The organism is Streptomyces sp. NPDC036822, assembly GCF_055609145.1.
In genome coordinates, this window is sequence record NZ_JBVJPY010000006.1 from 288,341 (window position 1) to 313,862 (window position 25,522).

Annotated in this window: 21 protein-coding genes; 5 read left to right on the plus strand and 16 right to left on the minus strand. The window is 74.0% G+C overall.

Annotated features, from left to right (window positions below; translation table 11 throughout):
* Positions 1-48: 48 nt before the first annotated feature.
* The gene (locus tag ACZ68P_RS17100; protein ID WP_471006822.1) at positions 49-1,149 is read left to right on the plus strand and encodes a citrate synthase 2; all 1,101 of its coding nucleotides are present in this window, start codon (positions 49-51) and stop codon (positions 1,147-1,149) included.
* Here the strand turns inward: ACZ68P_RS17100 and ACZ68P_RS17105 are convergent.
* From ACZ68P_RS17105 to ACZ68P_RS17145, 9 genes are all read right to left on the minus strand, one after another.
* A complete protein-coding gene (locus ACZ68P_RS17105; protein ID WP_471006824.1) occupies positions 1,128-2,159 on the minus strand; it encodes an isopenicillin N synthase family dioxygenase in 1,032 nt (343 codons plus the stop codon). The two genes, ACZ68P_RS17100 and ACZ68P_RS17105, sit on opposite strands and share 22 nt — an antisense overlap.
* A 483-nt stretch (positions 2,160-2,642) precedes the next feature.
* A complete protein-coding gene (locus ACZ68P_RS17110; protein WP_471006826.1) occupies positions 2,643-3,221 on the minus strand; it encodes a TetR/AcrR family transcriptional regulator in 579 nt (192 codons plus the stop codon).
* The gene (locus ACZ68P_RS17115) at positions 3,209-3,931 is read right to left on the minus strand and encodes an enoyl-CoA hydratase family protein (RefSeq protein WP_471006827.1); all 723 of its coding nucleotides are present in this window, start codon (positions 3,929-3,931) and stop codon (positions 3,209-3,211) included. The genes ACZ68P_RS17110 and ACZ68P_RS17115 overlap by 13 nt, the downstream gene beginning before the upstream one ends.
* The gene (locus ACZ68P_RS17120) at positions 3,928-5,502 is read right to left on the minus strand and encodes a 4-coumarate--CoA ligase family protein (RefSeq protein WP_471006829.1); all 1,575 of its coding nucleotides are present in this window, start codon (positions 5,500-5,502) and stop codon (positions 3,928-3,930) included. Before ACZ68P_RS17120 ends, ACZ68P_RS17115 begins: the two co-directional genes overlap by 4 nt.
* Before the next feature lie 45 nt (positions 5,503-5,547).
* A complete protein-coding gene (locus ACZ68P_RS17125) occupies positions 5,548-6,702 on the minus strand; it encodes an acyl-CoA dehydrogenase family protein (protein WP_471006830.1) in 1,155 nt (384 codons plus the stop codon).
* A 151-nt stretch (positions 6,703-6,853) separates the two neighbouring features.
* A complete protein-coding gene (locus ACZ68P_RS17130; RefSeq protein ID WP_471006832.1) occupies positions 6,854-8,767 on the minus strand; it encodes an acetyl/propionyl/methylcrotonyl-CoA carboxylase subunit alpha in 1,914 nt (637 codons plus the stop codon).
* 7 nt (positions 8,768-8,774) lie between these two features.
* A complete protein-coding gene (locus tag ACZ68P_RS17135; protein WP_471006834.1) occupies positions 8,775-10,376 on the minus strand; it encodes an acyl-CoA carboxylase subunit beta in 1,602 nt (533 codons plus the stop codon).
* Positions 10,373-12,061 carry an acyclic terpene utilization AtuA family protein gene (locus ACZ68P_RS17140; RefSeq protein WP_471006836.1) on the minus strand — a complete coding sequence of 563 codons (1,689 nt, stop codon included), beginning with the start codon at positions 12,059-12,061 and terminating at the stop codon, positions 10,373-10,375. The genes ACZ68P_RS17135 and ACZ68P_RS17140 overlap by 4 nt, the downstream gene beginning before the upstream one ends.
* A complete protein-coding gene (locus tag ACZ68P_RS17145; RefSeq protein WP_471006838.1) occupies positions 12,061-12,849 on the minus strand; it encodes a TIGR03084 family metal-binding protein in 789 nt (262 codons plus the stop codon). Before ACZ68P_RS17145 ends, ACZ68P_RS17140 begins: the two co-directional genes overlap by 1 nt.
* 162 nt (positions 12,850-13,011) lie before the next feature.
* Between ACZ68P_RS17145 and ACZ68P_RS17150 the strand changes: the two genes are divergently transcribed.
* Positions 13,012-14,130: a COG1361 family protein gene (locus ACZ68P_RS17150; RefSeq protein WP_471006840.1), complete on the plus strand. Its 1,119-nt coding sequence runs from the start codon at positions 13,012-13,014 to the stop codon at positions 14,128-14,130.
* A gap of 16 nt (positions 14,131-14,146) precedes the next feature.
* Here ACZ68P_RS17150 and ACZ68P_RS17155 read toward each other — a convergent pair whose 3' ends face one another.
* Complete coding sequence (locus tag ACZ68P_RS17155) at positions 14,147-15,070, minus strand: EamA family transporter (protein WP_471006843.1); 924 nt, start codon at positions 15,068-15,070, stop codon at positions 14,147-14,149.
* A 184-nt stretch (positions 15,071-15,254) separates the two neighbouring features.
* On the opposite strand from ACZ68P_RS17155, the gene ACZ68P_RS17160 reads away from it, so the two are divergent.
* Positions 15,255-16,220: a LysR family transcriptional regulator gene (locus ACZ68P_RS17160; protein ID WP_471006845.1), complete on the plus strand. Its 966-nt coding sequence runs from the start codon at positions 15,255-15,257 to the stop codon at positions 16,218-16,220.
* Here the strand turns inward: ACZ68P_RS17160 and ACZ68P_RS17165 are convergent.
* On the minus strand, positions 16,217-16,810 hold the full coding sequence (locus ACZ68P_RS17165; protein ID WP_471006846.1) for an MBL fold metallo-hydrolase: 594 nt from the start codon (positions 16,808-16,810) through the stop codon (positions 16,217-16,219). The two genes, ACZ68P_RS17160 and ACZ68P_RS17165, sit on opposite strands and share 4 nt — an antisense overlap.
* 91 nt (positions 16,811-16,901) lie before the next feature.
* On the opposite strand from ACZ68P_RS17165, the gene ACZ68P_RS17170 reads away from it, so the two are divergent.
* The gene (locus ACZ68P_RS17170; RefSeq protein ID WP_471006848.1) at positions 16,902-17,927 is read left to right on the plus strand and encodes a GlxA family transcriptional regulator; all 1,026 of its coding nucleotides are present in this window, start codon (positions 16,902-16,904) and stop codon (positions 17,925-17,927) included.
* A gap of 67 nt (positions 17,928-17,994) precedes the next feature.
* Here the strand turns inward: ACZ68P_RS17170 and ACZ68P_RS17175 are convergent, their stop codons facing one another.
* Positions 17,995-20,742 carry an FAD-binding and (Fe-S)-binding domain-containing protein gene (locus tag ACZ68P_RS17175; RefSeq protein ID WP_471006850.1) on the minus strand — a complete coding sequence of 916 codons (2,748 nt, stop codon included), beginning with the start codon at positions 20,740-20,742 and terminating at the stop codon, positions 17,995-17,997.
* 62 nt (positions 20,743-20,804) lie between these two features.
* On the opposite strand from ACZ68P_RS17175, the gene serC reads away from it, so the two are divergent.
* On the plus strand, positions 20,805-21,923 hold the full coding sequence (serC, locus tag ACZ68P_RS17180) for a phosphoserine transaminase (RefSeq protein ID WP_471006851.1): 1,119 nt from the start codon (positions 20,805-20,807) through the stop codon (positions 21,921-21,923).
* 88 nt (positions 21,924-22,011) lie between these two features.
* On the opposite strand, the gene ACZ68P_RS17185 is transcribed toward serC, so the two are convergent.
* The 4 genes from ACZ68P_RS17185 to ACZ68P_RS17200 form a co-directional block, all read right to left on the minus strand.
* The gene (locus tag ACZ68P_RS17185; protein WP_471006852.1) at positions 22,012-22,377 is read right to left on the minus strand and encodes a cupin domain-containing protein; all 366 of its coding nucleotides are present in this window, start codon (positions 22,375-22,377) and stop codon (positions 22,012-22,014) included.
* A gap of 171 nt (positions 22,378-22,548) precedes the next feature.
* Complete coding sequence (locus ACZ68P_RS17190; RefSeq protein WP_471006854.1) at positions 22,549-23,559, minus strand: WD40 repeat domain-containing protein; 1,011 nt, start codon at positions 23,557-23,559, stop codon at positions 22,549-22,551.
* A gap of 275 nt (positions 23,560-23,834) precedes the next feature.
* Positions 23,835-24,626 (minus strand): hypothetical protein, encoded by a 792-nt coding sequence (locus tag ACZ68P_RS17195; RefSeq protein ID WP_471006855.1) that lies wholly within the window; start codon positions 24,624-24,626, stop codon positions 23,835-23,837.
* A gap of 8 nt (positions 24,627-24,634) precedes the next feature.
* Positions 24,635-25,324: a hypothetical protein gene (locus ACZ68P_RS17200; RefSeq protein ID WP_471006857.1), complete on the minus strand. Its 690-nt coding sequence runs from the start codon at positions 25,322-25,324 to the stop codon at positions 24,635-24,637.
* Positions 25,325-25,522 lie beyond the last annotated feature (198 nt).

The window sequence follows — 25,522 nt, forward strand, 5'->3', positions numbered from 1 at the left end:
CCATGCCCGTCCCGACGGATGATTGATCATCGATAGAGGAGCCGCCTGATGTCCGACTTCGTACCCGGACTCGAGGGAGTCGTCGCGTTCGAAACGGAGATCGCCGAACCCGACAAGGAGGGCGGCGCTCTCCGGTACCGCGGCGTCGACATCGAGGAGCTGGTCGGCAACGTCTCGTTCGGCAACGTCTGGGGCCTGCTGGTCGACGGGGCGTTCAACCCCGGTCTGCCGCCGGCCGAGCCGTTCCCGATCCCCGTGCACTCCGGCGACATCCGCGTCGACGTCCAGTCCGCGCTCGCGATGCTCGCCCCCGTGTGGGGCCTCAAACCACTGCTCGACATCGACGCCGAGCAGGCCCGTGACGACCTCGCCCGGGCCGCCGTCATGGCGCTGTCGTACGTCGCCCAGTCGGCGCGCGGGCAGGGCCTGCCGATGGTGCCGCAGAGCGAGATCGACAAGGCGCAGTCCGTCGTCGAGCGGTTCATGATCCGCTGGCGCGGCGAGCCGGACCCGAAGCACGTCCAGGCCGTCGACGCGTACTGGACGTCGGCCGCCGAGCACGGCATGAACGCCTCCACCTTCACCGCGCGCGTGATCGCCTCGACGGGCGCGGACGTGGCGGCGGCGCTGAGCGGCGCCGTGGGCGCGATGTCCGGACCGCTGCACGGCGGAGCCCCGTCCCGCGTCCTGGGCATGATCGAGGAGATCGAGCGGACCGGCGACGCCACCGCGTACGTCAAGCAGGCCCTGGACAAGGGCGAGCGACTGATGGGCTTCGGCCACCGCGTCTACCGCGCCGAGGACCCGCGCGCCCGCGTCCTGCGCCGTACGGCGCGCGAGCTGGCCGCGCCGCGCTTCGAGGTCGCGGAGGCGCTGGAGAAGGCGGCGCTCGAGGAGCTGCACAACCGCCGCCCGGACCGCGTCCTCGCGACGAACGTGGAGTTCTGGGCGGCGATCGTGCTCGACTTCGCCGAGGTCCCGGCGCACATGTTCACGTCGATGTTCACCTGCGCCCGTACGGCCGGCTGGTCGGCTCACATCCTGGAGCAGAAGCGCACGGGCCGGCTGGTGCGCCCGTCGGCGCGCTACACGGGCCCGGGCCAGCGCAGCCCGCGGGAGATCGAGGGTTACGAGGACATCGCGGGCTGATTCCCGCCGGTCAGCAGGCCCGCGTGATGGCGGGCCGCGGTCAGCGGGTGGGCGCGCAGTTTGCCCTTCAGCTCGTTGCGGCCGTACTCGGCGAACAGCGGGTTCGCCGGGTCGGCCGTGACCCCGGGCGCCGACTCGGCGTACGGGAACTCCAGCGGCCGGATCCGGGCGTCGAGCCGCGGGTTGTAGAAGAACGGGACGGAGAAACGTTCCGTCGCGGCCGGCGGGGAGACGACCCGGTGGTTGGTGGCGAGGAGATAGCCGTTCGTCGCCACTTCGAGGAGTTCGCCGAGGTTGACGACGAAGGCGCCGGGCAGCGGCGGTACGTCGTGGAAGACGCCGTCCTCGCGCTCCACCTGGAGCCCGCCGACGTGGTCCTGCAGGAGCAGGGTGAGGAAGCCGTAGTCCTTGTGGGCGCCGACGCCCTGGTCGTCCCCGTCGTCGGCGGAGCCCGGGTAGCGCACCAGCTTGAGGTGCGGGTGGGCGTGGGCGCCGAAGATGTCGTCGTAGAAGCCGGCGGGCGCGCCGATGGAGGCGAGCAGCTCGTGCAGCAGCCGCTCGGCGACCCCGCTGAGGCGCTCGACCCAGTTCAGGGCGGCGAGGCGCAGCTCGGGAAGGGTGGCGGGCCACTGGTTGGGCCCCTGGAGCCACCAGTACGGGGCCTCGTCCGGGCCGGGCACGTGAGCGGGCCGCTCGGCGCCGATGTCGAGCTGGTCGCGCCAGTCGCGGGAGCCGCCGGTGCGCTCGTCGCCGACCCGGGTGTAGCCGCGGAAGTGCGGCGAGAACGTGGTGTCGATGGCGTGCCGGTCCGCCTCCGGCAGGGCGAAGAAGGCCCGCATGGCGGCGGTGAGCGCCTGGGTCTCGGCGTGGGTGACGCCGTGCCCGACGAGCTGGAAGAAGCCGACGTCGTGGGCGGCGGAGTGGAGCTGCGCGTGCAGCAGGCGCCGGGCCTGGGGGCCGCGGTCGGCGGCGGCGAGGTCGACGATGGGGAGCTGGGAGCTGTAGGTCATGGTGTGCGTCCGCGTGGGGTGTACGGGGGCCCGGCCGGGCGGGGTCTCCGCCGGGTGACCGGGAGGGGTGGGCGTGCCGGGGTCAGGCGGACGGCCGACAGCCCATGCTCGCGACGCGGAGGAAGTCCACGTGGCGACGGCGTACGAGCGAAAGCATGCGACCAGCGTACTGCGGGGGGCGCGGGGCGTATGTGGCGGCCCTCACAGGTGCCGGCCGTCCGCGGTGAGGGAAGCCCGCCGGAACCCCCGGCTCGGAAGGCGCGCGGGAAGCCCGCCGGAACCCACCGGTGCGGGAGGCGCGCGGGAAGCCCGCCGGAACCCCCGGCTCGGAAGGCGCGCGGGAAGCCCGCCGGAACCCACCGGTGCGGGAGGCGCGCGGTGGGCGGCATCCGACACCCCCGGGAAGGCCCTCGGGCCGGCCGGTGGCTCCGCCGAGGGCCTTGTCCACCAGCTCCGCCCACCGGGCCCTCGGGCCGGCCCGGCTCAGCCGAGGGCCTTGTCCACCAGCTCCGCCCACTGGGCCACCACCCGCTCCCGACGGGCGCGGTCGTCCGAGAGGAGGGTCGCGAGGCCGAGGCCGCGGGCCATGTCCAGGAGGCCCTGGACCGTTTCGCGGACGCCCGGCAGGGACTCGTCGGCGCCGAGGAGCTCGACCGCGATGCGGTGGGACTCGCGGCCGACGCGGGCCTCCAGGTCCGTGACGCGGGCGCGCAGCTGCTCCTCGTCGGAGGCGGCGACCCACAGGTGGAGGGCGGCGCGGAAGAGCGGTCCCGTGTAGAGGTCCACGAGGGCGACGACGACCTCGCGGCGGTCACGGGCCGCGAGGGTGCGCAGGGCCTGGGAGCGTTCCTCGGCGACGTACTCGACGGCCGCCGTGAAGAGGTCCTCCCGGGTCGGGAAGTGGTGCTGGGCCGCGCCGCGCGAGACGCCCGCGCGCTCGGCCACGGCGGAGACGGTGGAGCCCGCCCAGCCGTGTGCGGCCAGGCAGGACACCGCCGCCTCCAGGAGCCGCTGCCGGGTGGCCCGGCTGCGGTCCTGCTTGGGAGCGGTCACAGCGCCCATTCGGGGTCCCGTCGTTCGAGGAATGCCGTCATCCCTTCGCGCGCCTCGGCGGAGGCGAACAGCGACGCGGAGCGCTGCACCAGCTCCTCCGCGTGCTGCTCGAAGGTCTCCAGGACTGTAGCCGTGACCAGGCGCTTGGACTCGGCCAGGCCCTGGGGCGAGGCCCTGCGCAGCCCGTCCAGGATCGGTTCCAGCTCCTCCTCGCCCGCCGTGACGAGCCCGACGCGGACGGCCTCCGCCGCGCCGAAGCGTTCGCCCGTGAGGTAGTAGCGGGCCGCCGCCCGGGGCTCCAGCCTGGGCAGCAGGGTCAGCGAGATGACGGCCGGGGCGACCCCGATCCGTACCTCTGTCAGCGCGAAGTCCGCCTCCGGCGAGGCCACCACCAGGTCGCAGGCGCCCAGCAGCCCGAGACCCCCCGCCCGGGTGTGCCCGCGCACCACGCCGACCACCGGTTTGGGCAGCTCGACGATCTGCCGCAGCAGCGCCACGAAGGTGTACGGGTTGGGCGGCGCCTTCAGGTCCGCGCCCGCGCTGAAGGTGGAGCCGGAGTGGGTCAGCACCACCGCCCGTACGCGCGGATCCTTCCCGCACGCGGCCAGCGCCTCGGCCAGCTCGGCGACCAGGCCGGACGAGAGCGCGTTGCGGTTCCCGGGAGAGTCCAGGGTCAGGGTGGTGATGCCGCGTTCCTCGGCGACGGAGACCAGCGTCATGAGCCTTCTCGCTCCCTCAACTCGCGGCGCAGGATCTTCCCCGACGCGGCCCTCGGCACGCCGTCGACGAACTCCACCCGCCGGATCTTCTTGTACGGGGCAACCTGCCCCGCCACGAACGCGATGATGTCCTCGCCGGTCAGTCCCGCCGCGTGCGGCTGCCGGACGACGTACGCCTTCGGGACCTCGTTGCCGTCCTCGTCGTACACGCCGATCACCGCCGCGTCGGCGACGCCGTCGTGCGTGAGCAGCAGCGCCTCCAGTTCGGCCGGGGCGACCTGGAAGCCCTTGTACTTGATGAGTTCCTTGACCCGGTCGACCACGAACAGCCAGCCGTCCTCGTCGACGCGGCCGACGTCGCCCGTGTGCACCCACCCGTCGGCGTCGATCATGGCCGCGGTGGCGTCGGGGCGGCCCAGGTACCCCTTCATGACCTGCGGCCCCCGGATGGCGACCTCGCCCTCCGCGCCCGGCTCGGCGTCCTGCTCCGGGTCGTCGAGGGAAAGGATCCGCATCTCGGTGGAGGGCAGCAGCCGGCCGACGGCCCCGGGCGGCGGGTCCACGGCGTCGAGCGGGACGACGTGGGTGCCCGGGGACAGCTCCGTCATGCCGTACGCCTGCCGGACCGGCGGCAGTTTCAGCCGCGCCGAGCACGCCTCGGCGAGAGAGGCGTCGAGCGGTGCGGCGGCGCTGACGATGTACTCCAGGGAGGAGAGGTCGTAGGCGGCGACGGCCGGGTGCTTGGCGAGGGCGAGGACGATCGGCGGGGCGACGTACAGGCCGTTGATGCGGTGCTTCTGGATGGCGGAGAGGAACTGGTCGAGCTCGAAGCGGGGCAGCACCACCACGGTGGCCCCCTGCCGCAGCGGGGCGTTCATCAGCGCCGTGAGGCCGTAGATGTGGAAGAACGGCAGGACGGCGAGGATCCGGTCGCCGGGGCCCATCGGGACGAAGGGCTCCAGCTGGGCGAGGTTGGTGGCGATGGACGTGTGGGTGAGCATCACGCCCTTGGGGACGCCGGTGGTGCCGGAGGAGTACGGCAGGGCGGCGACGTCGGTGTCGGGGTCGATGTCGACCCGCGGCTCGGGCGCCGTGGAGGCGAGCATCGACTGCAGCGAGCGGTGCCCCCGCGCCGTGTCGCAGACGAATATCTCCTCGATCCCGCCCGCGAGTTCGGCGGCCCGGCGGGCCGGACCGAGGAGCGGGGAGACGGTGACGATCCAGCGGGCGCCGGAGTCGCGGAGCTGCTTGGCGAACTCCTCAGGGGTGGCCAGCGGATGCACGGTGGTCACGGACGCGCCGGCCCGGGTGGCGGCGTAGAACGCCACCGGGAACAGCACGGTGTTGGGGCTGTGCAGGGCGAGGACGTCGCCCTTGCCGACGCCCGCCTCGGCGAGCCCGGCGGCGATCCGCCGGTGGAAGGTGTCGACCTGGGCGTACGTGAGGGTCAGCTCGCCGGCCCCGTCGATCAGGGCCGGGGTGTCGCCGTGTGCGGCGGCCCGGCCGAGGACGGCCTCGTGGATGGGGAGACGGACGGCCCGGACATCCGCGTACTCGCTGTGAAACACCATGCGTGCCCCCTGGAGTGGTGGAAGGTGGCGTCAGGATCGCGTGTGTCAGTACGACTTGGGGAGACCCAGGGACTGGTGGGATACGTAGTTCAGGATCATTTCCCGGCTGACGGGGGCGATCCGGGCCACGCGGGAGGCCGTGACGAGCTGGGCGAGGCCGAACTCGCGGGTGAGGCCGTTGCCGCCGAGGGTGTGGACGGCCTGGTCCACGGCCTTCACGCAGGCCTCTCCCGCCGCGTACTTCGCCATGTTGGCGGCCTCGCCTGCGCCGATGTCGTCACCCGCGTCGTAGAGGAGGGCGGCCTTGCGCATCATCAGCCGGGCCAGTTCCAGCTCGATGTGGGCCTGGGCGAGGGGGTGGGCGATGGCCTGGTGGGCGCCGATCGGCGCCTTCCAGACCTGGCGCTCCTTGGCGTAGGACACCGCCTGGCCCAGGGCGTAGCGGCCCATGCCGATGGCGAACGCGGCGGTCATGATCCGCTCGGGGTTGAGCCCGGCGAAGAGCTGGAGCAGGCCCGCGTCCTCGTCGCCCACCAGGGCGTCCGCCGGGAGCCTGACGTCGTCGAGGGTCAGCTCGAACTGCTTCTCCTGGGCGGCGAGTTCCATGTCGATGACCTGGCGGCCGAAGCCCGGGGCGTCGCGCGGGACGATGAAGAGGCAGGGCTTGAGGTTGCCGGTGCGGGCGTCGGAGGTGCGGCCGACGATGAGGGTGGCGTCGGCTATGTCGACGCCGGAGACGAAGACCTTCCGGCCGCTCAGGACCCAGCCGTCCTCGGTCCTGGTAGCGGTGGTGGTGATGCGGTGGGAGTTCGAGCCGGCGTCGGGCTCGGTGATGCCGAAGGCCATGGTGCGGGTGCCGTCGGCGAGGCCCGGCAGCCACTCCCGCTTCTGCTCCTCGGTGCCGAACCGGGCGATGACGGTGCCGCAGATCGCCGGGGAGACGATCATCATGAGGAGGGGTGCGCCGGCCGCGCCGGCCTCCTCCAGGACGATGGAGAGCTCGGCTATGCCGCCGCCCCCACCGCCGTACTCCTCCGGCAGGTTCACCCCGAGGTAGCCGAGCTTCCCGGCCTCGGCCCAGAGGGCGGCCCGGTCGAAGCCCCGGCCGTGGCGGTGGCCGAGGGCGGAGACGGCGGAGCGCAGGGCGGTGTGCTCGGGGGACTCGATGACGGAACTGGCGGAACGGGCGGAACCGGTCATTGCTCTTCCTCCTGTGCATCGGGCGGTGCGGGCGGTCGGTGCGGGTGCTGCGGTGCGACGGGGGCGAGGAAGCGTCCGTGCAGGGGTGCGGGGCGTGCCGGTACGTCGGCCGGGGGCCGGGACGGCGTGCCGGTCCGTACGCCGGCCAGGGTCAGGCCGGCGTGTCGGGCGCGGGCTCCGCCGCTCCGGCGGCCGGTGTGTCGGGCGCGGGCTCGGCCTGGACGACGGCGAGCAGGGCGCCGACCTCGACCTGGCGGCCCGCGACGGCGTGAAGCGCGGTGAGCGTGCCCGAGGCGGGGGCGGTGACGCGGTGCTCCATCTTCATGGCCTCCAGCCAGAGCAGCGGCTGCCCGGCCGTGACCGGGTCGCCGACCGCGAGGCCGTCCGCGACCCGGACGACGGTGCCGGGCATGGGCGCGAGCAGCGAACCGGGAGCGGTCTGCTCCCGGGGGTCGGGGAAGCGGGGCAGCACGGTGAGGCGGTGGGCGCCGACGTGGACGGTGTCGCCGTACCGGGCGACCTCGAAGTCCCGGACGACCCCGTCGACCTCCAGGCGCACCCGGTGCGGGGTGACGCTCACGGCGCGCACCCCCTCGGGGGCCGTGACCGTGTAGCCGCCGCCCCGGGAGGGCCGGTAGCGCACCTCGTACGGACCGTAGGAACGGCTCTCGTCCTGCGAGCGCACGTTGCGCCAGCCGCCGCCGAACCTGCCGGCGCGCCCGGCCGCCTCGGCGAGCGCGGCGGCGACGGCCGCGTACGCCTCCCCGTCCGGCGCCCCGGTCAACGCGGTGAGGTTCCGCTCGTAGAAGCCGGTGTCCAGCAGGGAGTCCGTACGGAACTCCTCGTGCCGGAGCGAGGCGACGAGCAGGTCGCGGTTGGTGACCGGCCCGTGGATCCGCGCCCGGGCGAGGGCGCGGGCGAGCTTGCGCACGGCCTCGGCGCGGGTGGGGGCGTGGGCGACGACCTTGGCGAGCATCGGGTCGTAGTGCACGCCGACGGTGTCCCCGGAGGCGAAACCGGAGTCGACCCGGACCCCGCCGTCCGGGAACTCCAGCGTGTGCAGCCGGCCCGTCTGCGGTGTCCACCCCCGCGACGGGTCCTCGGCGTAGAGGCGGGCCTCCACGGCGTGGCCGCGGGCGGCCGGCGGCTCCGGGGGCAGCGGGACGCCCTCGGCCACCGACAGCTGGAGGGCGACCAGGTCGACGCCGAAGACCGCCTCCGTCACCGGGTGCTCGACCTGGAGGCGGGTGTTCATCTCCAGGAAGTGCGGCCGGCCGTCCGCGACCAGGAACTCGACCGTCCCCGCGCCGACGTATCCGACGGCCTTGGCGGCCCGGGCGGCCAGATCCACCAGCGACGCCTCCAGCGCCTCCGGCAGGCCGGGCGCCGGCGCCTCCTCGATCACCTTCTGGTGGCGGCGCTGGAGCGAGCAGTCGCGCGTCCCCAGCGTCCACACCATCCCGTGCGCGTCGGCGAGGACCTGCACCTCGACATGGCGGCCGTGCTCGACGTACGGCTCGACGAAGACCTCGCCGTCGCCGAACGCGCTCGCCGCCTCCGCCGACGCGGCGGCCCGTTCGGCGGGCAGGGCTGCGAGGTCGCGGACGATCCGCATCCCCCGGCCGCCACCGCCCGCCGCCGCCTTCACGAGCACCGGGAGGTCCGCCTCGGTGACGTCCACGAGCGGGGCGATGCCCATGAGTTCCTTCGCCCGCGTCTTCGAGGCCATCGCCTCGATCGCGGCCGGCGGCGGCCCGATCCACACCAGCCCCGCGTCCAGGACCTGCCGGGCGAAGTCCGCGTTCTCCGACAGGAAGCCGTAGCCCGGGTGCACCGCGTCCGCGCCCGCCGCGAGCGCCGCCTTCACCACCAGGTCGCCGCGCAGATACGTCTCGGCGGGAGCAGCGCCCGGCAGCCGTACCGCCGCGTCGGCCGCCCGTACGTGCAGCGCGGCGGCGTCCGCGTCGGAGTACACCGCGACCGTCGCGACGCCCAGCTCCCGGCACGTACGGAACACCCGGCAGGCGATCTCGCCCCGGTTCGCGACCAGTACCGACTGAATCATCGAAGCCTCACATTCGGAAGACGCCGAAGCCGCCGCGCGCGCCCTCGACCGGTGCCGTGTGGATCGCGGACAGGCACAGCCCGAGGACCGTGCGGGTGTCGCGGGGGTCGATGACGCCGTCGTCGTACAGCCGCCCCGACAGGAACATCGGCAGCGACTCCGACTCGATCTGCGCCTCGACCATCGCCCGCAGACCGGCGTCGGCCTCGTCGTCGTAGGGCTGCCCCTTGGCGGCGGCCGAGGCGCGCGCGACGATCGACAGCACGCCCGCGAGCTGTTGCGGGCCCATGACGGCCGACTTGGCGCTCGGCCAGGCGAAGAGGAACCGCGGGTCGTAGGCCCTGCCGCACATGCCGTAGTGGCCGGCGCCGTAGGAGGCGCCCATCAGCACGCTCAGATGCGGCACCCGCGAGTTGGACACCGCGTTGATCATCATGGCGCCGTGCTTGATGATGCCGCCCTGCTCGTACTCCCGGCCCACCATGTACCCGGTGGTGTTGTGGAGGAACACCAGCGGGATGTCCCGCTGGTTGGCGAGCTGGATGAACTGCGCCGCCTTCTGCGACTCGGCGGAGAAGAGGATTCCCTGCGCGTTGGCGAGGATGCCCACGGGGTAGCCGTGCAGCGCCGCCCATCCCGTCACCAGGCTCGGCCCGTAGAGCGGCTTGAACTCGTCGAAGTCGGAGCCGTCCACGATCCGGGCGATCACCTCGCGCGGGTCGAACGGCGTCTTGAGGTCCCCCGGCACGATCCCGAGCAGTTCGTCCTCGTCGTACTTCGGCGGCTCGGCGAGGGAGACCGGATCGGGGTGCGCCTTGCGGTGGTTGAGCCGGGCGACGATCCGCCGGGCCTGGCGCAGCGCGTCCGCCTCGTCGACGGCGTAGTGGTCGGCGAGTCCGGACGTCCGGGCGTGCATCTCGGCGCCGCCGAGCGACTCGTCGTCGCTCTCCTCGCCCGTCGCCATCTTCACCAGCGGCGGGCCGCCGAGGAAGACCTTCGACCGCTCCTTGATCATGACGGTGTGGTCGGACATGCCGGGGACGTACGCCCCGCCGGCCGTGGAGTTGCCGAAGACGACCGCGATCGTGGGGATCCCGGCGGCCGACAGCCGGGTGATGTCCCGGAACAGCGCCCCGCCGGGGATGAAGATCTCCTTCTGGGAGGGCAGGTCCGCGCCGCCGGACTCCACGAGCGCGATGCACGGCAGCCGGTTGGCGTAGGCGATCTCGTTCGCGCGCAGGGCCTTCTTCAGCGTCCACGGGTTGGAGGCTCCACCGCGCACGGTCGGGTCGTTGGCGGTGATCAGGCACTCGACGCCCTCGACGACGCCGATGCCGGTGACGATCGAGGCGCCCACGGGGTAGTCGCTGCCCCAGGCGGCGAGCGGGGACAGCTCGAGGAAGGGGCTGTCGGGGTCGATCAGCAGCTCGATCCGTTCGCGGGCGAGCATCTTGCCGCGCTTCCGGTGCCGCTGGACGTACTTCTCGCCGCCGCCCGCGAGCGCCTTGGCGTGCTCGGCGTCGAAGGCGGCCAGTTTGTCGAGCATGGCGGCGCGGTGGGCGGCGTGGTCGGGTCCGCCGGTGTCGAGGGCGGAGGCGAGGACGGTCACAGCAGTTCCTCCGGGATGTCGAGTACGCGGGCGCGGAGCCATTCGCCGAGAGCCTTGGCCTGGGGGTCGAAGCGGGCCTGGGAGGCGACGCCCTCGCCGAGGAGGCCGGTGACGACGAAGTTCACCGCCCACAGGCCCGGCAGGTCGTGGCGCACGACGGGGAGCCCGGCGGTCTCCGGCAGCAGCAGCCGGAACCGCTCCACGGTCAGGGTGTGGGCCAGCCAGCGCCAGGCGGCCTCGGTCCGCACCCACACCCCGACGTTGGCGTCGCCGCCCTTGTCGCCGCTGCGGGCCCCGGCGACGAGCCCGAGCGGGGCGGGCCGCACCGGTCCGGGCGGCAACGGCGCGGGCGGGGGCGGGGCGGGCACGGGCTCCAGGACCCGGGTTCGGGCGGGAACCGGGAGGTCGCGCCGGGTTCCGTCGGGGAGGACGGCGATGTGCGGGACGTCGGCGGCGGGCACGTGGGCGGCCTCGAAGACGCCGTAGGGCGCGCCCTTGGCGGGCGGGGCGGTGACGTGGAAACCGGGGTAGCTCGCGAGGGCCAGCTCGATGGCGGCGCCGGTGAGGGCGCGGCCGACCGGTTCGGGGGCGGGGTCCCGTACGACGAGGCGGAGCAGCGCGCTCGCGGTCTCCTCGGTGTCGGCGTCGGCGCGGTCGGTGCGGGCCGTCTCCCAGCGGAGTTCGGCGGGGCGGGTGCCGGCGCGGTCGAGCGCGTCCTCGATCTGGTCGCGTACGAGCCGGGCCTTGGCCTCGATGTCGAGACCGGTGAGGACGAAGACGACCTCGTTGCGGAAGCCGCCGAGCCGGGTGATCCCGGCCTTGAGGGTGGGGGGCGGGGCCTCGCCGCGTACGCCGTCGATCCGCACCCGGTCCGGGCCCTGCGGGGTGAGCCGTACGGTGTCGAGCCGGGCGGTCACGTCGGGTCCGGCGTAGCGCGCGCCGGCCGTCTCGTAGAGGAGCTGGGCGGTGACCGTGCCGACGTCGACGACGCCGCCGGTGCCGGGGTGCTTGGTGATGACGGAGGTGCCGTCGGCGTGGATCTCCGCGAGGGGGAAGCCGGGGCGGCGGACGTCGTGGCCGGTGAAGAAGGCGTAGTTGCCGCCGGTGGCCTGGGTGCCGCATTCGAGGACGTGCCCGGCGACGACGGCGCCGGCCAGCTTGTCGTGCCACCCCGGTGTGTCCGGGCTCCAGCCGAAGCGCCACTGGGCGGGTCCGGTGACCAGGGCCGCGTCGGTGACCCGGCCGGTGACGACGACGTCGGCCCCGGCGTCCAGGCAGGCGGCGATGCCGGCGCCGCCGAGGTAGGCGTTGGCCGTGAGGGCGCCGTCCGGGGACGGGAGGCGGTCGCCTTCGACGTGCGCGATCCGGGCGGGGACGCCGAGGCGTTCGGCCAGGGCGCGCAGGGCGTCGGCGAGACCGGCGGGGTTGAGGCCGCCCGCGTTGGTGACGATCCGCACCCCGCGCTCATGGGCGAGGCCCAGGCCCTCCTCCATCTGGCGCAGGAACGTCCTGGCGTAGCCGGATGCCGGGTCCTTGAGCCGGTCGCGGCCGAGGATGAGGAGGGTGAGTTCGGCGAGGTAGTCGCCGGTGAGGACGTCGAGTTCGCCGCCGGTGAGCATCTCGCGGACGGCGTCGAAGCGGTCGCCGTAGAAGCCGGAGGCGTTGCCTATCCGCAGGACGTCCATCAGGCCCCCCGGGGCGGGCGGCCCGGTCCCGCGGGACCGGCGAAGGCCTGGGCGATACGGGTCCACCGCTCGGCCTCGGCGCCTTCGGTGGTCAGGGCGGTGTCGTCGCGGTGGACGCGCTGGGTGACGAGGAGACAGAAGTCGAGGGCGGGCCCGGTGATCCGCTGGGTGGCGTCGGGCGGTCCGTACAGCCACGTTCCGCCGTCGGGCGCGGTCAGTTCGACCCGGAAGGGCCCGGCCGGCGCCGGGATGCCCCGGACGAGATAGGCGTAGTCGCGGGCCCTGATGCCGATCCACGCCACGTGGCGCAGCCGGGCGGTCGGCTCGGTGGCGACGCCGAGCGCGTCGGCGATGTCCCGGCCGTGCGCCCACGTCTCCATGAGCCGCGCGGTCGCCATGGAGGTGGCGCTCATCGGCGGCCCGTACCAGGGGAAGCGGGCGCCCTCCGGCGCCGCGCGCAGAGCCTCCCGGAGCCGCTCGCGGCCCTCGCGCCAGCGGGCGAGCAGCTCCGCGGGCGGCAGCGCGGCGCCTTCGGCCGCCCCTTCGTCGACGAAGCGGTCGGGGGCGGCCATCGCCTTCTCCGTCTCGCCGGCGAAGGCGTCGGGATCGGTGGCGGCGAGCAGTGCGGCCCGGTCGGTCCAGGCGAGATGCGCGATCTGGTGGGCGACGGTCCAGCCCGCCGCGGGCGTCGGGGCCGCCCACCTCTCCTCGGCCTGCTCCCGTACGAGCCGGTCGACTTCCTCGCTCTCCTCGCGCAGGTCGTCGAGGACGACGGCGGGGTCGGACACGGTGCGCTCCCCTCGGGAAGGGTGGGACACGGGCGTGCCGAGGAGCATGGCAGCGGACGGGGAAACAATCAAGCATGCTTGCTTGGTTAATCGTCGTACAACCTTCCGGGCGGTCGGGTCGTCCAACGGTCAGGCGTGGGGCGACGAGCGGGGGACGGGCGTATGAGGCGTGGTCCGGCACGGACGATGACGGGCATCGGGGCGGCGACCCTGCTCCTGGGGGCGCTCACGGCGACGGCGCACGCCGCACCCGTCGCGGACGGTGTGGACGTGAAGGTTGCCCTGACGGCGGACGTCGCGGTCGTGGCTCCGGGAAAGATGGTGATCTTCACCGTCGGTGCCGGCGTCGTGTCGGGGACGGTGCCCGCCCTGGGCGTGTCGATCGCGCTGCCGCGCGGAGTCACGTACGAGAAGTCCGGCAGCCACCCGGCGCGCTGCGCACCCACCACGGACGGGCGCACCCTCACCTGCCGGGCCCGGGGCTCCGAGCAGCACGTGGGGGAGCAGGTGTATCTGAGGTTCGACGAGGACACGCCGGCGGGGACCACGCTGACCCTCACGGCCACCGCGGACATCGGCGACGCGGTCGACACCAGGCCCGAGGACAACACCGCGACCGCGACGGTCGACGTCCGGACGGGCAACGACGTGGGCGTGGAGTGGAAGGCGCCGTCCGGTTCCGTGCGGCCGGGCGAGACCGTCCGGACCGAGCTGGTCGTGACCAACCACGGGCCCGGACGGATCGAGAGCTTCGTCGTGCGCCTGTCCCTCTACGGCGACTACCACGACTACTGGCCCAGGGGGTACGACAAGGCCTGCTGGGCCGACCCCGGCTCCCTCACCTGCGACCTGTACGACGGCCTGGCACCCGGCGAGAGCCGCGCCCTCCCCTTCACCTGGAAGTTCCCGCAGAAGGCGGCCGGGACGACCTTCCGCGTCCCGACGGGGCTGCTGCCCGACACCCTCGACCCCGTGACCGAGAACGACAGGGACGAGCTGGTGATCCGGATCGCGAAGGGGCCGAAGCCCACGCCGACCGCCACCCCGCCGACCGGGTCGCCGAGCCCGGAGCCCACCGCGACTCCCGCGCCGACCTCGTCCTCCCCGGCCACGACCCCGGCCGGCACCCCGACGAAAGGCTCCGGTTCCGGGGGCGAGCTGGCCCGCACGGGCAGCGGTTCGGTGGCCGCGACCGCCGGCCTGGCCGGGACGCTGATCGTGGCCGGCGGACTCGCGCTGCTCGTGCGGCCCCGCAAGGTCAGCGGTCGGCCGCGCGCCTGACCCGGGTGCGGACGGGTCAGCGGTCGGCCGCGCGCCCGACCTGGGTGCGGACCGCGCCCATGCTCGCCGCGATCACGAGCGCGATGGCCAGGGCGTCCGTCGGGGAGGGGGCCTGACTCAGCACCAGGAGACCGGCGGTCGCCGCGATCGCCGGCTCCAGGCTCATCAGGACCGCGAACGTCGGCGCGGGCAGCCGTCGCAGCGCCAGGAGCTCGAGCGTGTACGGCAGGACCGAGGAGAGCAGGGCGACGGCGAGGCCCAGGCCGATCGTCGACGGCACGAGCAGCGAGTCACCCGCCTCCGCGATCCCGAGCGGCAGGCTGAGGACGGCGCCGAAGGCCATCGCGAGCGCGAGGCCGTCCGCCTGCGGGAAGCGGCGGCCGGTGCGGGCGCTGAAGACGATGTAGGCCGCCCACATCGCACCGGCGGCGAGCGCGAACGCCGCGCCCACCGGGTCGAGGCGGTCGAATCCGCCGCCGCCGAGCAGGACGACACCGCCGAGGGCCAGTCCGGCCCAGAGCACGTTCACGAGCCGGCGGGAGGCCACCACCGACAGGACCAGCGGGCCGAGGACCTCCAGGGTCACGGCGGCTCCGAGCGGAATCCGGTCGGCGGCCTGGTAGAAGAGGACGTTCATGCCCGCCATGGCGGTGCCGAAGGCGACGACGGTGGCCCAGTCGGCGCGGCCGTAGCCGCGGACCCTGGGCCGGCAGACGACCAGCAGGACGGCGGCGGCGAGGACCAGACGCAGGGTCACCACCCCCAGCGCGCCGGCCCGGGGCATCAGCAGGACGGCGAGGGCGGACCCGAACTGCACGGACAGGCCGCCGGTGACCACGAGCGCCACCGGGCCGAGGCGGTTCGCGCGCCCAGGACCGGCGGAGACGGTCGCGGCCTCCGGCACGGAGACGGCGGCGATGTCCTTGACCGGGCTGTCCACCGGCTCACTTCCTCACATGATCCATACGGTTCAGCTCAATGCACTTCCAGTACAGAATAGTGCACTGTCGTCCAGGTGTCGCAGCACCCGGCGGGCATCCCCGCGGAGAGCCACCGACTGTCACCGTACGAGCCCCCGCGCGGCGCCGGAAATGCCGATTGGGCTGCGGTTATGCTCGCCCGACATGGGCATCGAGCTGCGTCACCTCCGCTCCTTCCTCGCCATCGCCGAGGAGGGCAACGTGACGAGGGCCGCCGCCCGTCTCCACCTCACCCAGCCCGCCGTCTCCCGCACGCTCGCCGCCCTGGAGAGACACCTCGGCGTCCGGCTCGTCGACCGCTCCACCCACCACCTCGCCCTCACCATTGAGGGCCACGCCTTCCACGACCGGGCGGCCGCCGCCGTCGCCGCCTTCGACGCCGCCCTGGACCCGGAGCTCCTGCGCCACCGGCCGCTGCGGCTCGGCCACGCCTGGGCGGCCTTCGGCCCGTACACCACCCCCCTGCTGCGGCGCTGGCAGCGCGAGCACCCCGAGACCCCTCTCGACCTGCTCCGCGTCGACGACCGCACCGCCGGACTCGTGCGCGGCGAGGTGGACGCGGCCCTGCTCCGCGGCGAGGTGGACGCGCCGGGCCTCGTCACGGAGGAGCTGATCACCGAGACGCGGGTGGCCGCGCTCCCGGCGGACAGCCCCCTGGCGGGGCGCGAGAGTGTGCTCCTCGCGGACCTCGCCCGCGAGACCGTCGTCCTCAACACCGTCTCCGGCACGACCACCCTCGACCTCTGGCCCACCGCGCCGCGCCCCGTCGGCACGCTCACCGTCGCCAACACGGACGACTGGCTCGCCGCGATCGCCGCGGGCCGGGGCGTCGGTGTCTCGGCCGCCTCCACGGCGGACATGCACCCGCATCCGGGCGTCACCTACCGCCCCCTCACGGACGCGCCCCTCGTCCACACCGTCCTCGCCTGGCGGGACGCGGCCCCGCATCCGGCGATCGGGGCGCTGGTCGCCCTGGCCCGCGAGATCACCCGGAGCCCGGAGTCCGGCCCGGACGACAGGCTCCGGAGACCGCCCGGACACGACCCGGCCCGACACCCGGGCCGTGCCGGCTGGGCCCGCACGGCACCCCGTCCGGACCGACCCGGCTAGACCGGCACGCGGTCCACCGTCGCGAACGGCTCCCCGTGCCCCGGGACGATCACGTCCGAGGCCGCCATCACCCGGAGGCGCGAGGTGCGCAGCGTGTCGCGGTCCGGTGCCACCGGGTCGTCCGCCGGGCCGTCCGGGCGCCACCACAGGTCGCCGACGAAGGCCACCACACCGTCCGCCGTCCCGGCGAGGAGGGTGATGTCCTCGGCGCTGTGGCCGGGGGTGCGGATCAGCCGCAGGGAGCCCGTGAGTTCGTGGCCCTCGGCGTCCCGGTCGGTCCACTGGTCGTCCAGGTACTCCGCCTTGTGGTCGTGGACGCGGGCCCGCCCGAAGAGACCGACGTTCATGGTGTTGTCGGGGTGGTGGTGGCTGAGCACGACATCGGTGATGTCCTCCGGTCCCAGGCCCAGTTCCGCGAGCGGCCCGAGGATGCGGTCGCGGTGGGCCACCATGCCCGGGTCGACGATCACATGCCGGTCGCCGTCGTGCACGTACGAGACGGTGGCGGCGACCCCGGGGCCGGTGGAGAGCGTGTAACCGGTGGTCAGGACGGTGTAACGGGCGCTGGCGCCGAGCGGCTTCTCTGTCATGCCCCCACTCTCGCCGGGCCCCCGGCCCGTCACGAGTGGCCGTCCTGCCACCGATCGCGGGTTTCGTGCCAAGCCGTGGCACACTCCCCGCATGAAGGTCGCCGCCTACGCCCCGCCGCGCGTCGGCATGCTCGCCGTCGGTCTCGTCGCCGAGGTCTTCGACGCCCGCGCCCCCGGCCTGCCGCGATTCGACTTCGCGCTCTGCACCGAACGGCCCGGTCAGGTCCCCACCGACCTCGGCGTGCCGCTCGCAGTCGAGCAGGGACTCGACCGGATCGCCTCCGCCGACCTCGTCCTCGCCCTGCCCTGGGCCGACTTCCGCACCCCGCCTCCCGACCCCGTGCTCGACGCCCTGCGGGCCGCCCACGCCCGCGGCGCGCTGGTCGGGGCCCACTGCGTGGGGACGTTCGCGCTGGCCGCCGCCGGACTGCTCGACGGGCTGCGGGCCACCACGCACTGGCGGTTCGCCGATCTCCTCGCCCGCCGCCATCCGTCCCTCACCGTCGAACCCGACGCGCTGTACGTGGACGAGGGCCGGATCCTCACCGGCGCGGGCGCCGCCGCCGGGTTCGACCTCTGCCTGCACCTGCTGCGCCGCGAGTACGGGGCCGCCGCCGCCAACGCCGTCGCCCGTGACCTCGTGCTGCCCCCGCACCGCGACGGTGGGCAGGCGCAGTACCTCGCGGCCCCCGTCCCCGAGGACGGCGAGGACGAACGGCTCGCGGACGTCCTCGCCTGGGCCCGCGCGCACCTCCACGAACCGCTGCCCGTCGCGGAGCTGGCCCGGCGCGCGCTGATGAGCCGCCGCTCCTTCGCCCGCCGCTTCACGGCCGCGACCGGCACGACCCCGCACGCGTGGGTGCTGGGCCTGCGGCTCGCCCGGGCGGAGGAGCTCCTGGAGACGACCGACCTGCCGGTCGAGGAGGTCGCCCGCCGCGTCGGGTACGGCAGCGCGGCCGTCCTGCGCGAACAGTTCGTCCGCCGCCGGGGCGTCCCACCCCGCACCTACCGCCGCACCTTCGGCCGCACCCCGGACCGCGGGGTTCCCCCGGGCAAGGCACCGGACCCGCCGGCCGCCACGGGCAAGGCACCGGACCCTGAGGCCCCGGCTCCCTGAGCCGGGGCAGTCACGGGCGGAAGGCCCGGCCCCCGGGACTCCCACCGGCCCCCCGGGGCCGCCGCCCCTACCGCTCCTCCTCCTCGCCGGAGGTCAGCGCCTCCGCCAGGACCTCCGCCAGGTGGCGGGCCTGGTGGTCGGTCAGGTGGCCGATCTGGGTGCGGCAGGAGAAGCCGTCGGCGAGGACGACGGCGTCCCCGCCGTCCGCCGCCGCCGTCCGGAGCGCGGGCAGGAGCTGGTCCTCGGCGCACGCCACGGACACCTCGTAGTGGCCGGGCTCGAAGCCGAAGTTGCCCGCCAGACCGCAGCAACCCCCGCTCAACTCGCCCTCGAGGCCCGCCCGTCCGCGCAGCACACGCTCGACCGAGTCGCCCAGCACCGCGTGCTGGTGGCAGTGGGTCTGGCCGACGACGCGCCGGTCGAGCCGCGGGGGCTCCCACCCGGGCGCGAACTCCTCCAGGGCCTGGGCGAAGGTCCGTACGGACGAGGCGAGCCGGGCCGCGCGCGGGTCGTCCGGCAGCAGCTCCGGCAGGTCCGTGCGCAGGGCCGCGGCACAGGACGGCTCCAGGACGACGACCGGCGCCCCGAGCACCGGATCCATCACGTCCAAGGTCCGGCGCATCGTCGTCCGGGCGCGGTCCAGCTGGCCGGTCGAGACGTACGTCAGGCCGCAGCAGACCCGTCCCGGCGGCAGGCCCACGCTGACGCCCGCCGCGCCCAGGACGCGTACCGCCGCCTTGCCGACCCGCGGCGCCAGGTGGTTGGTGAACGTGTCGGGCCACAGCAGCACGTCCGACGACGTCCCGAGCCTCGCCCCGAACCAGGAGACGAAGGTCCGGGCGGCCACCCTCGGCAGCGGCCGTTCGGGGGCGGAGCCCGCCAGGCGGGCGGCGAAGGGAAGCATCCGCCCGATGTTCAGGGCCGGCCCGAACCAGCGCAGCCACTCCGGCAGCCGGCCCATCGACAGATGCGCCCGCGGCCTGCGCCGCCCTTCGTAGTAGCGGTCGAGGAACTCCGCCTTGTACGCGGCCATGTCGACGCCCACCGGGCAGTCGCTCCTGCACCCCTTGCACGACAGGCACAGGTCCAGCGCCTCCCTCACCTCCTCCGAACGCCAGCCGTCCGTGACGACCTCCCCGAGGGCCATCTCGTGCAGCAGCCTGGCCCGGCCCCGGGTCGAGTGCCGCTCCTCCCCCGTCGCGCGGAACGAGGGGCACATCACGCCCGGCCCCGTGCTCGGCCCCTCCACCCGGCACTTGGCGACTCCCACGCAGCGGGCGACCTCGGGAACGACCACGGGCAGGCCGGTGAAGCGGAGGTTCTCGTCCAGCCGGGCCGGCCGCACCAGCATGCCCGGGTTCAGACCGCCGTCCGGATCCCACAGGTCCTTGACCTCGCCGAAGAGACGGACGAGGCCGGGGCCGTACATCCGCGGCAGCAGTTCGGCCCGCGCCTGCCCGTCCCCGTGCTCCCCCGACAGCGAGCCGCCGTGCGCGACCACCAGGTCCGCGACAGCCTCGGAGAACTCCCGGAACCGTCCGACACCCGCCCCCGTCCACAGGTCGAAGTCGACGCGGACGTGGACGCAGCCGTCACCGAAGTGCCCGTACGGCGTCCCGCGCAGCCCGTACTCCTGCAACAGGGCCCGGAACGCGCGCAGATACGACCCCAGGCGGGCGGGGGGCACCGCGCAGTCCTCCCAGCCCGGCCAGGCCGCCGTACCGTCGGGCATCCGGGTCGCCGTCCCGGCGGCGTCCTCGCGGATCCGCCACAGCGTGCGCTGCCCGGCCGGATCCGTCACCACCGCCGCGTCCAGGGCGTCCGCCGCCCGGACCAGGGACCGCGCCGCCGGCTCCCCGTCCATCTCGACGAAGAGCCACGCCCCGCCCCTGGGCAGCCCCACCGGGTCCCGCACCAGGTCGGCGGCCATCCCCTCCACCGTCAGCGGACCGTGCGCCAGGAGCCCCGCCGCCGCGTCGGCCGCCGCGCTCTCGTCCGCGTACCCGAGGACGGCCAGCACCGGCGAGGCCGGCGCCTCGACCAACCGCACGGTCGCCTGGGTCAGCACCCCCAGCGTGCCCTCGCTCCCGCAGAACGACCGGGCCACGTCCGCGCCCCGCTCCGGCAGCAGCGCGTCGAGCGCGTAGCCCGAGATCCGGCGCGGCAGACCGTCCGGATAGCCGGTCCGCAGCGCCGCCAGGTGCGCCCCGACCAGGTCCCGCAGACCGTCGGGCGCGCCCCGCCAGTCCCGGCCGAGGCGCAGCCGCGTCCCGCCGTAGGTGAGGACGTCGAGCTCCCGGACGTTGTCGGCGGTGGTTCCCCAGGCCACCGAGTGCGCCCCGCACGCGTTGTTCCCGATCATCCCGCCGAGCGTGCAACGGCTGTGGGTGGACGGGTCGGGTCCGAAGGTGAGCCCGTGCGGGCGGGCCGCCTCCCGCAGCCGGTCGAGGACGACCCCCGGCTGGACGACGGCCGTCCGGGCCTCGGGGTCCAGGGAGACGACGGCGCGCATGTGGCGGGTGAAGTCGAGCACGACGCCCGTGCCGGTCGCCTGTCCGGCGATGGAGGTGCCGCCGCCGCGCGCGACCACCGGCACGCCGAAGTCCCGGCACACGGACAGCGCCGCCGCCACGTCCGCCGCGTCGCGGGGAGCGACCACCCCGAGCGGTACCCGGCGGTAGTTGGACGCGTCCATCGTCATCAGGGCACGCGCGGTGGTGCCGAAGTCGACGTCTCCGGCGACGGCGACGCGGAGCGCCGCTTCCAGTCCTTCGTCTCTTCCCACCAGGTCAGGATGGACCACACGTCGTCTCATCCGTCGTCTCATCCGGCGGACATCGTCTGACGCGGCCCTTCCGACCGGATACGCTCCGTCTCGTGGCTGAGATCCGGATTCCCGCTGACATCAAGCCCGCCGACGGCCGTTTCGGCGCGGGCCCCTCCAAGGTGCGTACGGAGGCGCTGGACGCCCTGGCCGCCACCGGCACCTCTCTCCTCGGCACGTCCCACCGCCAGGCCCCGGTCAAGAACCTGGTCGGCGAGGTACGTGCCGGAGTGCGTGACCTCTTCTCGCTGCCCGAGGGCTACGAGGTGATCCTGGGCAACGGCGGCTCGACCGCCTTCTGGGACATCGCGACCCACGGGCTGATCGAGTCGAAGTCGCAGCACCTCAACTTCGGCGAGTTCTCCTCCAAGTTCGCGAAGGCCGCGAAGCTGGCCCCCTGGCTGGCCGAGCCGACCGTGATCTCCTCCGACCCGGGCACCCACCCGGAGCCGAAGGCCGAGGCGGGCGTCGACGTCTACGCGTTCACCCACAACGAGACCTCCACCGGTGTCGCGGCCCCGGTCAAGCGGGTCGCCGGCGCCGACGAGGGCGCGCTGGTCCTCGTCGACGCGACCTCCGGCGCGGGCGGCCTGCCGGTCGACATCACCGAGTCGGACGTCTACTACTTCGCCCCGCAGAAGTCCTTCGCGGCCGACGGCGGTCTGTGGCTCGCCGCGTTCTCCCCGGCCGCCCTGGAGCGCGCGAAGAAGATCCACGAGTCCGGTCGTCACATCCCGGAGTTCTTCTCCCTGCCCACGGCGATCGACAACTCGCTGAAGAACCAGACGTACAACACCCCGGCCCTGTCGACCCTCTTCCTGCTCAACGAGCAGCTGAAGTGGATCAACGGCCAGGGCGGTCTGGACTGGGCCGTGGCCCGTACGAAGCAGTCGTCGCAGAACCTGTACGGCTGGGCCGAGGACTCCAAGTACGCGACGCCGTTCGTCACGGACCCGGCGAAGCGCTCGCAGGTCATCGGCACGATCGACTTCTCCGACGAGATCGACGCGGCGGCGGTCGCCAAGGCGCTGCGCGCCAACGGCATCGTGGACACCGAGCCGTACCGCAAGCTGGGCCGCAACCAGCTGCGGGTGGCGATGTTCCCGGCGGTCGACCCGGCGGACGTGCAGGCGCTGACGGCCTGCATCGACTACGTGATCGACAAGCTCTAGCGGTTCTCACGGCGAGGGGCCCGGCGGTGACACACCCCCGGGCCCCTCGCCGTATCCCGCTCCCCCGTCGTCCCTCACCCGGGTCCGCTCAGCCCGACTGCGCCTTCACGTGGTCGATCACCTCGTTGAACTCGACGGTCGGCGAGAACTCCACGACGTCGACGTCCTCCAGCGCCTCGGGCGCGTGCCCGGGACCCCAGTAGTAGGCCTGGCCCGCCTCGTAAGTCTCCTCACCCGAGGCGGTCCGCATCCTGATCCGGCCGCTCAGCAGATAGCCCCAGTGGGGGCACTGGCAGAGGTCGCCTTCCAGGCCCTTGAGCGCCGGTCCCATGTCGGTGCCCTTCGGGAGGTGGATGAAGGCGACGGTCATGTCGCCTCCGGCCTCACGCATACGGAAGTCCACGCCCCCGCCCTCCATGGCGACGGGGGTGTCCTCGCGAGTGAATCCGGTCATGGTTCCTCCACGCCTCTCACGACCGGTCCGGTCCCGGCGTCGGGTCCTCCGGTCCCCGGTGACCGGTCTCCTTCCAGTCTCGACCCGGGGGCGCGCCTGGTCGACGCGGGCAGGTCGGCGGCGGTCGGCCCCGCCGGGCGAGAGGGCCCCCGCGCCGCGGGTCGGCGGCGGTCAGCCCCGCCGCAGGAGACGCTTTCCGCCGATGACCAGGGCGGTCGCGAGGCCGAGGACGATCACGCCGGTCGTGAAGTCGCCTTCCTCGCCCTCCTGCCCGCCGGTCCCGCCCTTGCCGTTCCCTGCGCCGTCCCCGCCGCCCGGCGGGGTGGTGGCCCCTCCGGAGGCCGACGGGGCCGGATCACCGCCCGCCTTCCCCACCTCGACCCGTACGACCCGGCTGTCCTTCCCCTCCGAGCCGAACATCAGCGCCGAGCCGTCCTTCGTGTACGTCACCGACTCCGCCTGCCCCTGGAACGGCGCGCCCACGGACTCTCCCTCGCCCGCGATCCGGCCGTCCTTCCAGCCATAGGCCCGGGCGGAGAAGTAGCCGCGCAGGACGAGCGTCCCGCCGTCCGGCGAGAAGGCCCCGTCGGTCACCCACGGCACCTCGCCGATCCGCCGGAAGACGTTGGTACCGGCCGAGGAGAGCCGCTCGGGGCCCGCGTAGAGGCCGCCGCCGTCCTCGTGCTTGCTGGCGATGTAGACCCGGCCGGTCCTGGGATGGACCATCAGCGTCTCGGCGTTGCGGGCGCCGTCGGCGTACTTCACGTCGTACTGCCTGGCCTGGACGGTCTGGTCCTTCAGCACCTTCGGCTCGGGGAAGCGGTAGATCCACACGTGGTCCCAGGAGCCGTCGAGGTTGTCGCCGATGTCGCCGACGTAGATGTCCCCGTCGGGGCCGACGGAGACGGCCTCCATGTCCCGGGGGGTGCCGACGCCCTTCATGGTGAGCGTCGCGACGGTCTCGCCGGTACGGGAGTCGATGCCGTAGATCAGCGGGGCGTCCTGGTCGTTGTGCGTCCAGTAGACGCCGGGGTGGGCGCGGCTGGCGGCGAGACCGCTGGACTCGGTGATCCGGGCGTCCTTGACCGTGAAGTCCTGGTCGGCCTCGGCGGCCCCGGCCGGGCCGGCCGCCGAGAGCAGGAGGAGGACCGCGGCACCGGAGGCGTACAGGAGCGAGCGCATGGCCCAAGCCTGCCACGGGCGCCGACGGGACCGCCCCCGGGTGACCGGGGGCGGCCGTCACACGGAGGACGGTCCACCAGCGGGCCCAGGAGCGGCCCACGGGCGGTCCACGGGCCGTTCGCGCCGGTGGTCACGGGCCGCTCGTGGGCCGCCCTCGCGGGCCGTTCGCGCCGGTGGTCCCTCGGGAACCGCGGCCGGGTGCCCGCGCCGGTGGACCGGGCCGTCGGGCCGAGCCGTGCGCCGCGGTCGTCGGCGGCCGGAGCCGTGGCCCGCGGTCAGCAGCCGGAGCCGGCGGTCGTCGCCGAGGCGGAGAAGCGCTTCTTCGCGACCGGCTTGGCCGCCTTGAGCTCCGCGGCGAGCAGTTCGGCAGCCTGGCCGGCCATCCGGTCCTCCAGAGCGGCGGTGGCGTTCGCGCCGGCCGCCGGGGCGGCGGCGGGCGCCTTGACGGCCTTCGCCGTCCGGTGGGCGCGGCCCTCCAGTTCGCCGTTGCCGATGATCCCGGCGTCGTAGGGGATCTCGGATCCTCCGCCGAGGCCGCGCCAGCGTGCGGGCTCGGGCTCGTCGCCCGGCGCGCACCGGGCCTCCTCCCAGACCATGGCCATGATGTAGGAGTGCCCGGTCTCCACGCGGGGCCGCTCGTGCATGGCCATCTTCCGCGGGGCGTCGACGGCGCCGTCGCGGAACTGCCATCCGAACGCGTTGTAGTTCCAGGTCTTCGGCGCCTGTCGCGTGGCGCCCTTCCGGGACCACAGCACCTTCTCGATCCGCAGGGTGACCTGGCGTCCGAGGACCCCCTCGCCGCGGTCGACCTCCTGGCGGCTCGGCGGGAGCCGTCGTTCGGCGACGGCGGACACCACGACGACGTGGTCGGCGTAGGTGACCCAGTCCTCGGCGGTCGTGCTGGGCAGGTGGTCGGCGGCCTCGCCCAGGAGCACGCCGTCGGCGGCCGGGTCCTGCGCGGCGGGTCCGTCCGGGGCGGTCAGCAGGGAGGCGGTCACGGCGGCGGTGACGACCGCGGTGACGACGGCCGTCGCTCCGGCGGCCGCGATACGTGTACGGCGTCTCACGGTTCCCCCTAGAAGACGGAGTTGATGTTGTCCCGGTTGTTGGCCCCGAGGCCGACACCGTCACCCACGGGGGTCACCATGCAGCCGAGGGCCGTGTTCGTGTTGGTGAGCCGAGGGGACGCCTGCTGGCCGTGGACGAGGCCGATGGCGTGGCCGGTCTCGTGGCAGGAGAGTCCGCGCGAGTAGTAGCCGGCCCCGCGGATACGGATGTACTGCTGGTCGCAGCCGTACGAGCTGCCGTCCACCGCGTCGTTGCACCAGGTGACGCCGTCCGAGCTGTCGGACAGGTTGGTCGAGCCCTCCTGGTAGACGATGTCGGTCTCCGCGTCGCCGCTGAAGACGGGCGAGGAGTCGTAGGAGATCGTCAGGTCGGTGGGCCCGTAGTCGTTGCTCATGGTGCTCTGGACGGCGGTCCGGTCCGGGGACTCCAGTTCGTACTCGCCGCCGCTGTCCATGTAGTAGCTGACGGCCGCGTTGTCGGTGCGGCAGCTGATCTGACCGTCACCGCCGTCGGGGTCGTTGTGGCAGGTGCCCGTGTTGTTGGCGGTGGGGTGGATGTTGTCGGTGGTGGCGGCCCAGGCCACCCCGGCGCCGATCCCGACCGTCAGCGCGACGGCGAAGGTGGTCCATCTCGCGGCACGGCGGCGCTTGTCCCTGCCGGTGGTCTCGTCCGTGGATCTGTCCGTGGCTATCGGCACGGTTCCCCTTCTTCGTGCGGTCAGTGTCACTGCGGTGATCTGTTGCACGCGGGAGACAGTAACCCCTCGACGACACCTCACGAAGGGCAATTTCGTTACGGACAACGGGAGTTGGAGATCGGAAGGGGGCATCCCGCGACGTGGGGTGACGTCCGGGCCGAAGGCGGGGCGTGCCACATCGGTCCGGTGCCGTGTCCG

Excerpts from the sequence above, each read along its gene's own strand:
- ACZ68P_RS17100 (WP_471006822.1), top strand. The coding sequence starts at position 49 with ATGTCCGACTTCGTACCCGGACTCGAGGGAGTCGTCGCGTTCGAAACG.
- ACZ68P_RS17105 (WP_471006824.1), bottom strand. The coding sequence starts at position 2,159 with ATGACCTACAGCTCCCAGCTCCCCATCGTCGACCTCGCCGCCGCCGAC.
- ACZ68P_RS17110 (WP_471006826.1), bottom strand. The coding sequence starts at position 3,221 with ATGGGCGCTGTGACCGCTCCCAAGCAGGACCGCAGCCGGGCCACCCGG.
- ACZ68P_RS17115 (WP_471006827.1), bottom strand. The coding sequence starts at position 3,931 with ATGACGCTGGTCTCCGTCGCCGAGGAACGCGGCATCACCACCCTGACC.
- ACZ68P_RS17120 (WP_471006829.1), bottom strand. The coding sequence starts at position 5,502 with ATGGTGTTTCACAGCGAGTACGCGGATGTCCGGGCCGTCCGTCTCCCC.
- ACZ68P_RS17125 (WP_471006830.1), bottom strand. The coding sequence starts at position 6,702 with ATGACCGGTTCCGCCCGTTCCGCCAGTTCCGTCATCGAGTCCCCCGAG.
- ACZ68P_RS17130 (WP_471006832.1), bottom strand. The coding sequence starts at position 8,767 with ATGATTCAGTCGGTACTGGTCGCGAACCGGGGCGAGATCGCCTGCCGG.
- ACZ68P_RS17140 (WP_471006836.1), bottom strand. The coding sequence starts at position 12,061 with ATGGACGTCCTGCGGATAGGCAACGCCTCCGGCTTCTACGGCGACCGC.
- ACZ68P_RS17150 (WP_471006840.1), top strand. The coding sequence starts at position 13,012 with ATGAGGCGTGGTCCGGCACGGACGATGACGGGCATCGGGGCGGCGACC.
- ACZ68P_RS17160 (WP_471006845.1), top strand. The coding sequence starts at position 15,255 with ATGGGCATCGAGCTGCGTCACCTCCGCTCCTTCCTCGCCATCGCCGAG.
- ACZ68P_RS17165 (WP_471006846.1), bottom strand. The coding sequence starts at position 16,810 with ATGACAGAGAAGCCGCTCGGCGCCAGCGCCCGTTACACCGTCCTGACC.
- ACZ68P_RS17170 (WP_471006848.1), top strand. The coding sequence starts at position 16,902 with ATGAAGGTCGCCGCCTACGCCCCGCCGCGCGTCGGCATGCTCGCCGTC.
- ACZ68P_RS17175 (WP_471006850.1), bottom strand. The coding sequence starts at position 20,742 with ATGAGACGACGTGTGGTCCATCCTGACCTGGTGGGAAGAGACGAAGGA.
- ACZ68P_RS17185 (WP_471006852.1), bottom strand. The coding sequence starts at position 22,377 with ATGACCGGATTCACTCGCGAGGACACCCCCGTCGCCATGGAGGGCGGG.
- ACZ68P_RS17190 (WP_471006854.1), bottom strand. The coding sequence starts at position 23,559 with ATGCGCTCGCTCCTGTACGCCTCCGGTGCCGCGGTCCTCCTCCTGCTC.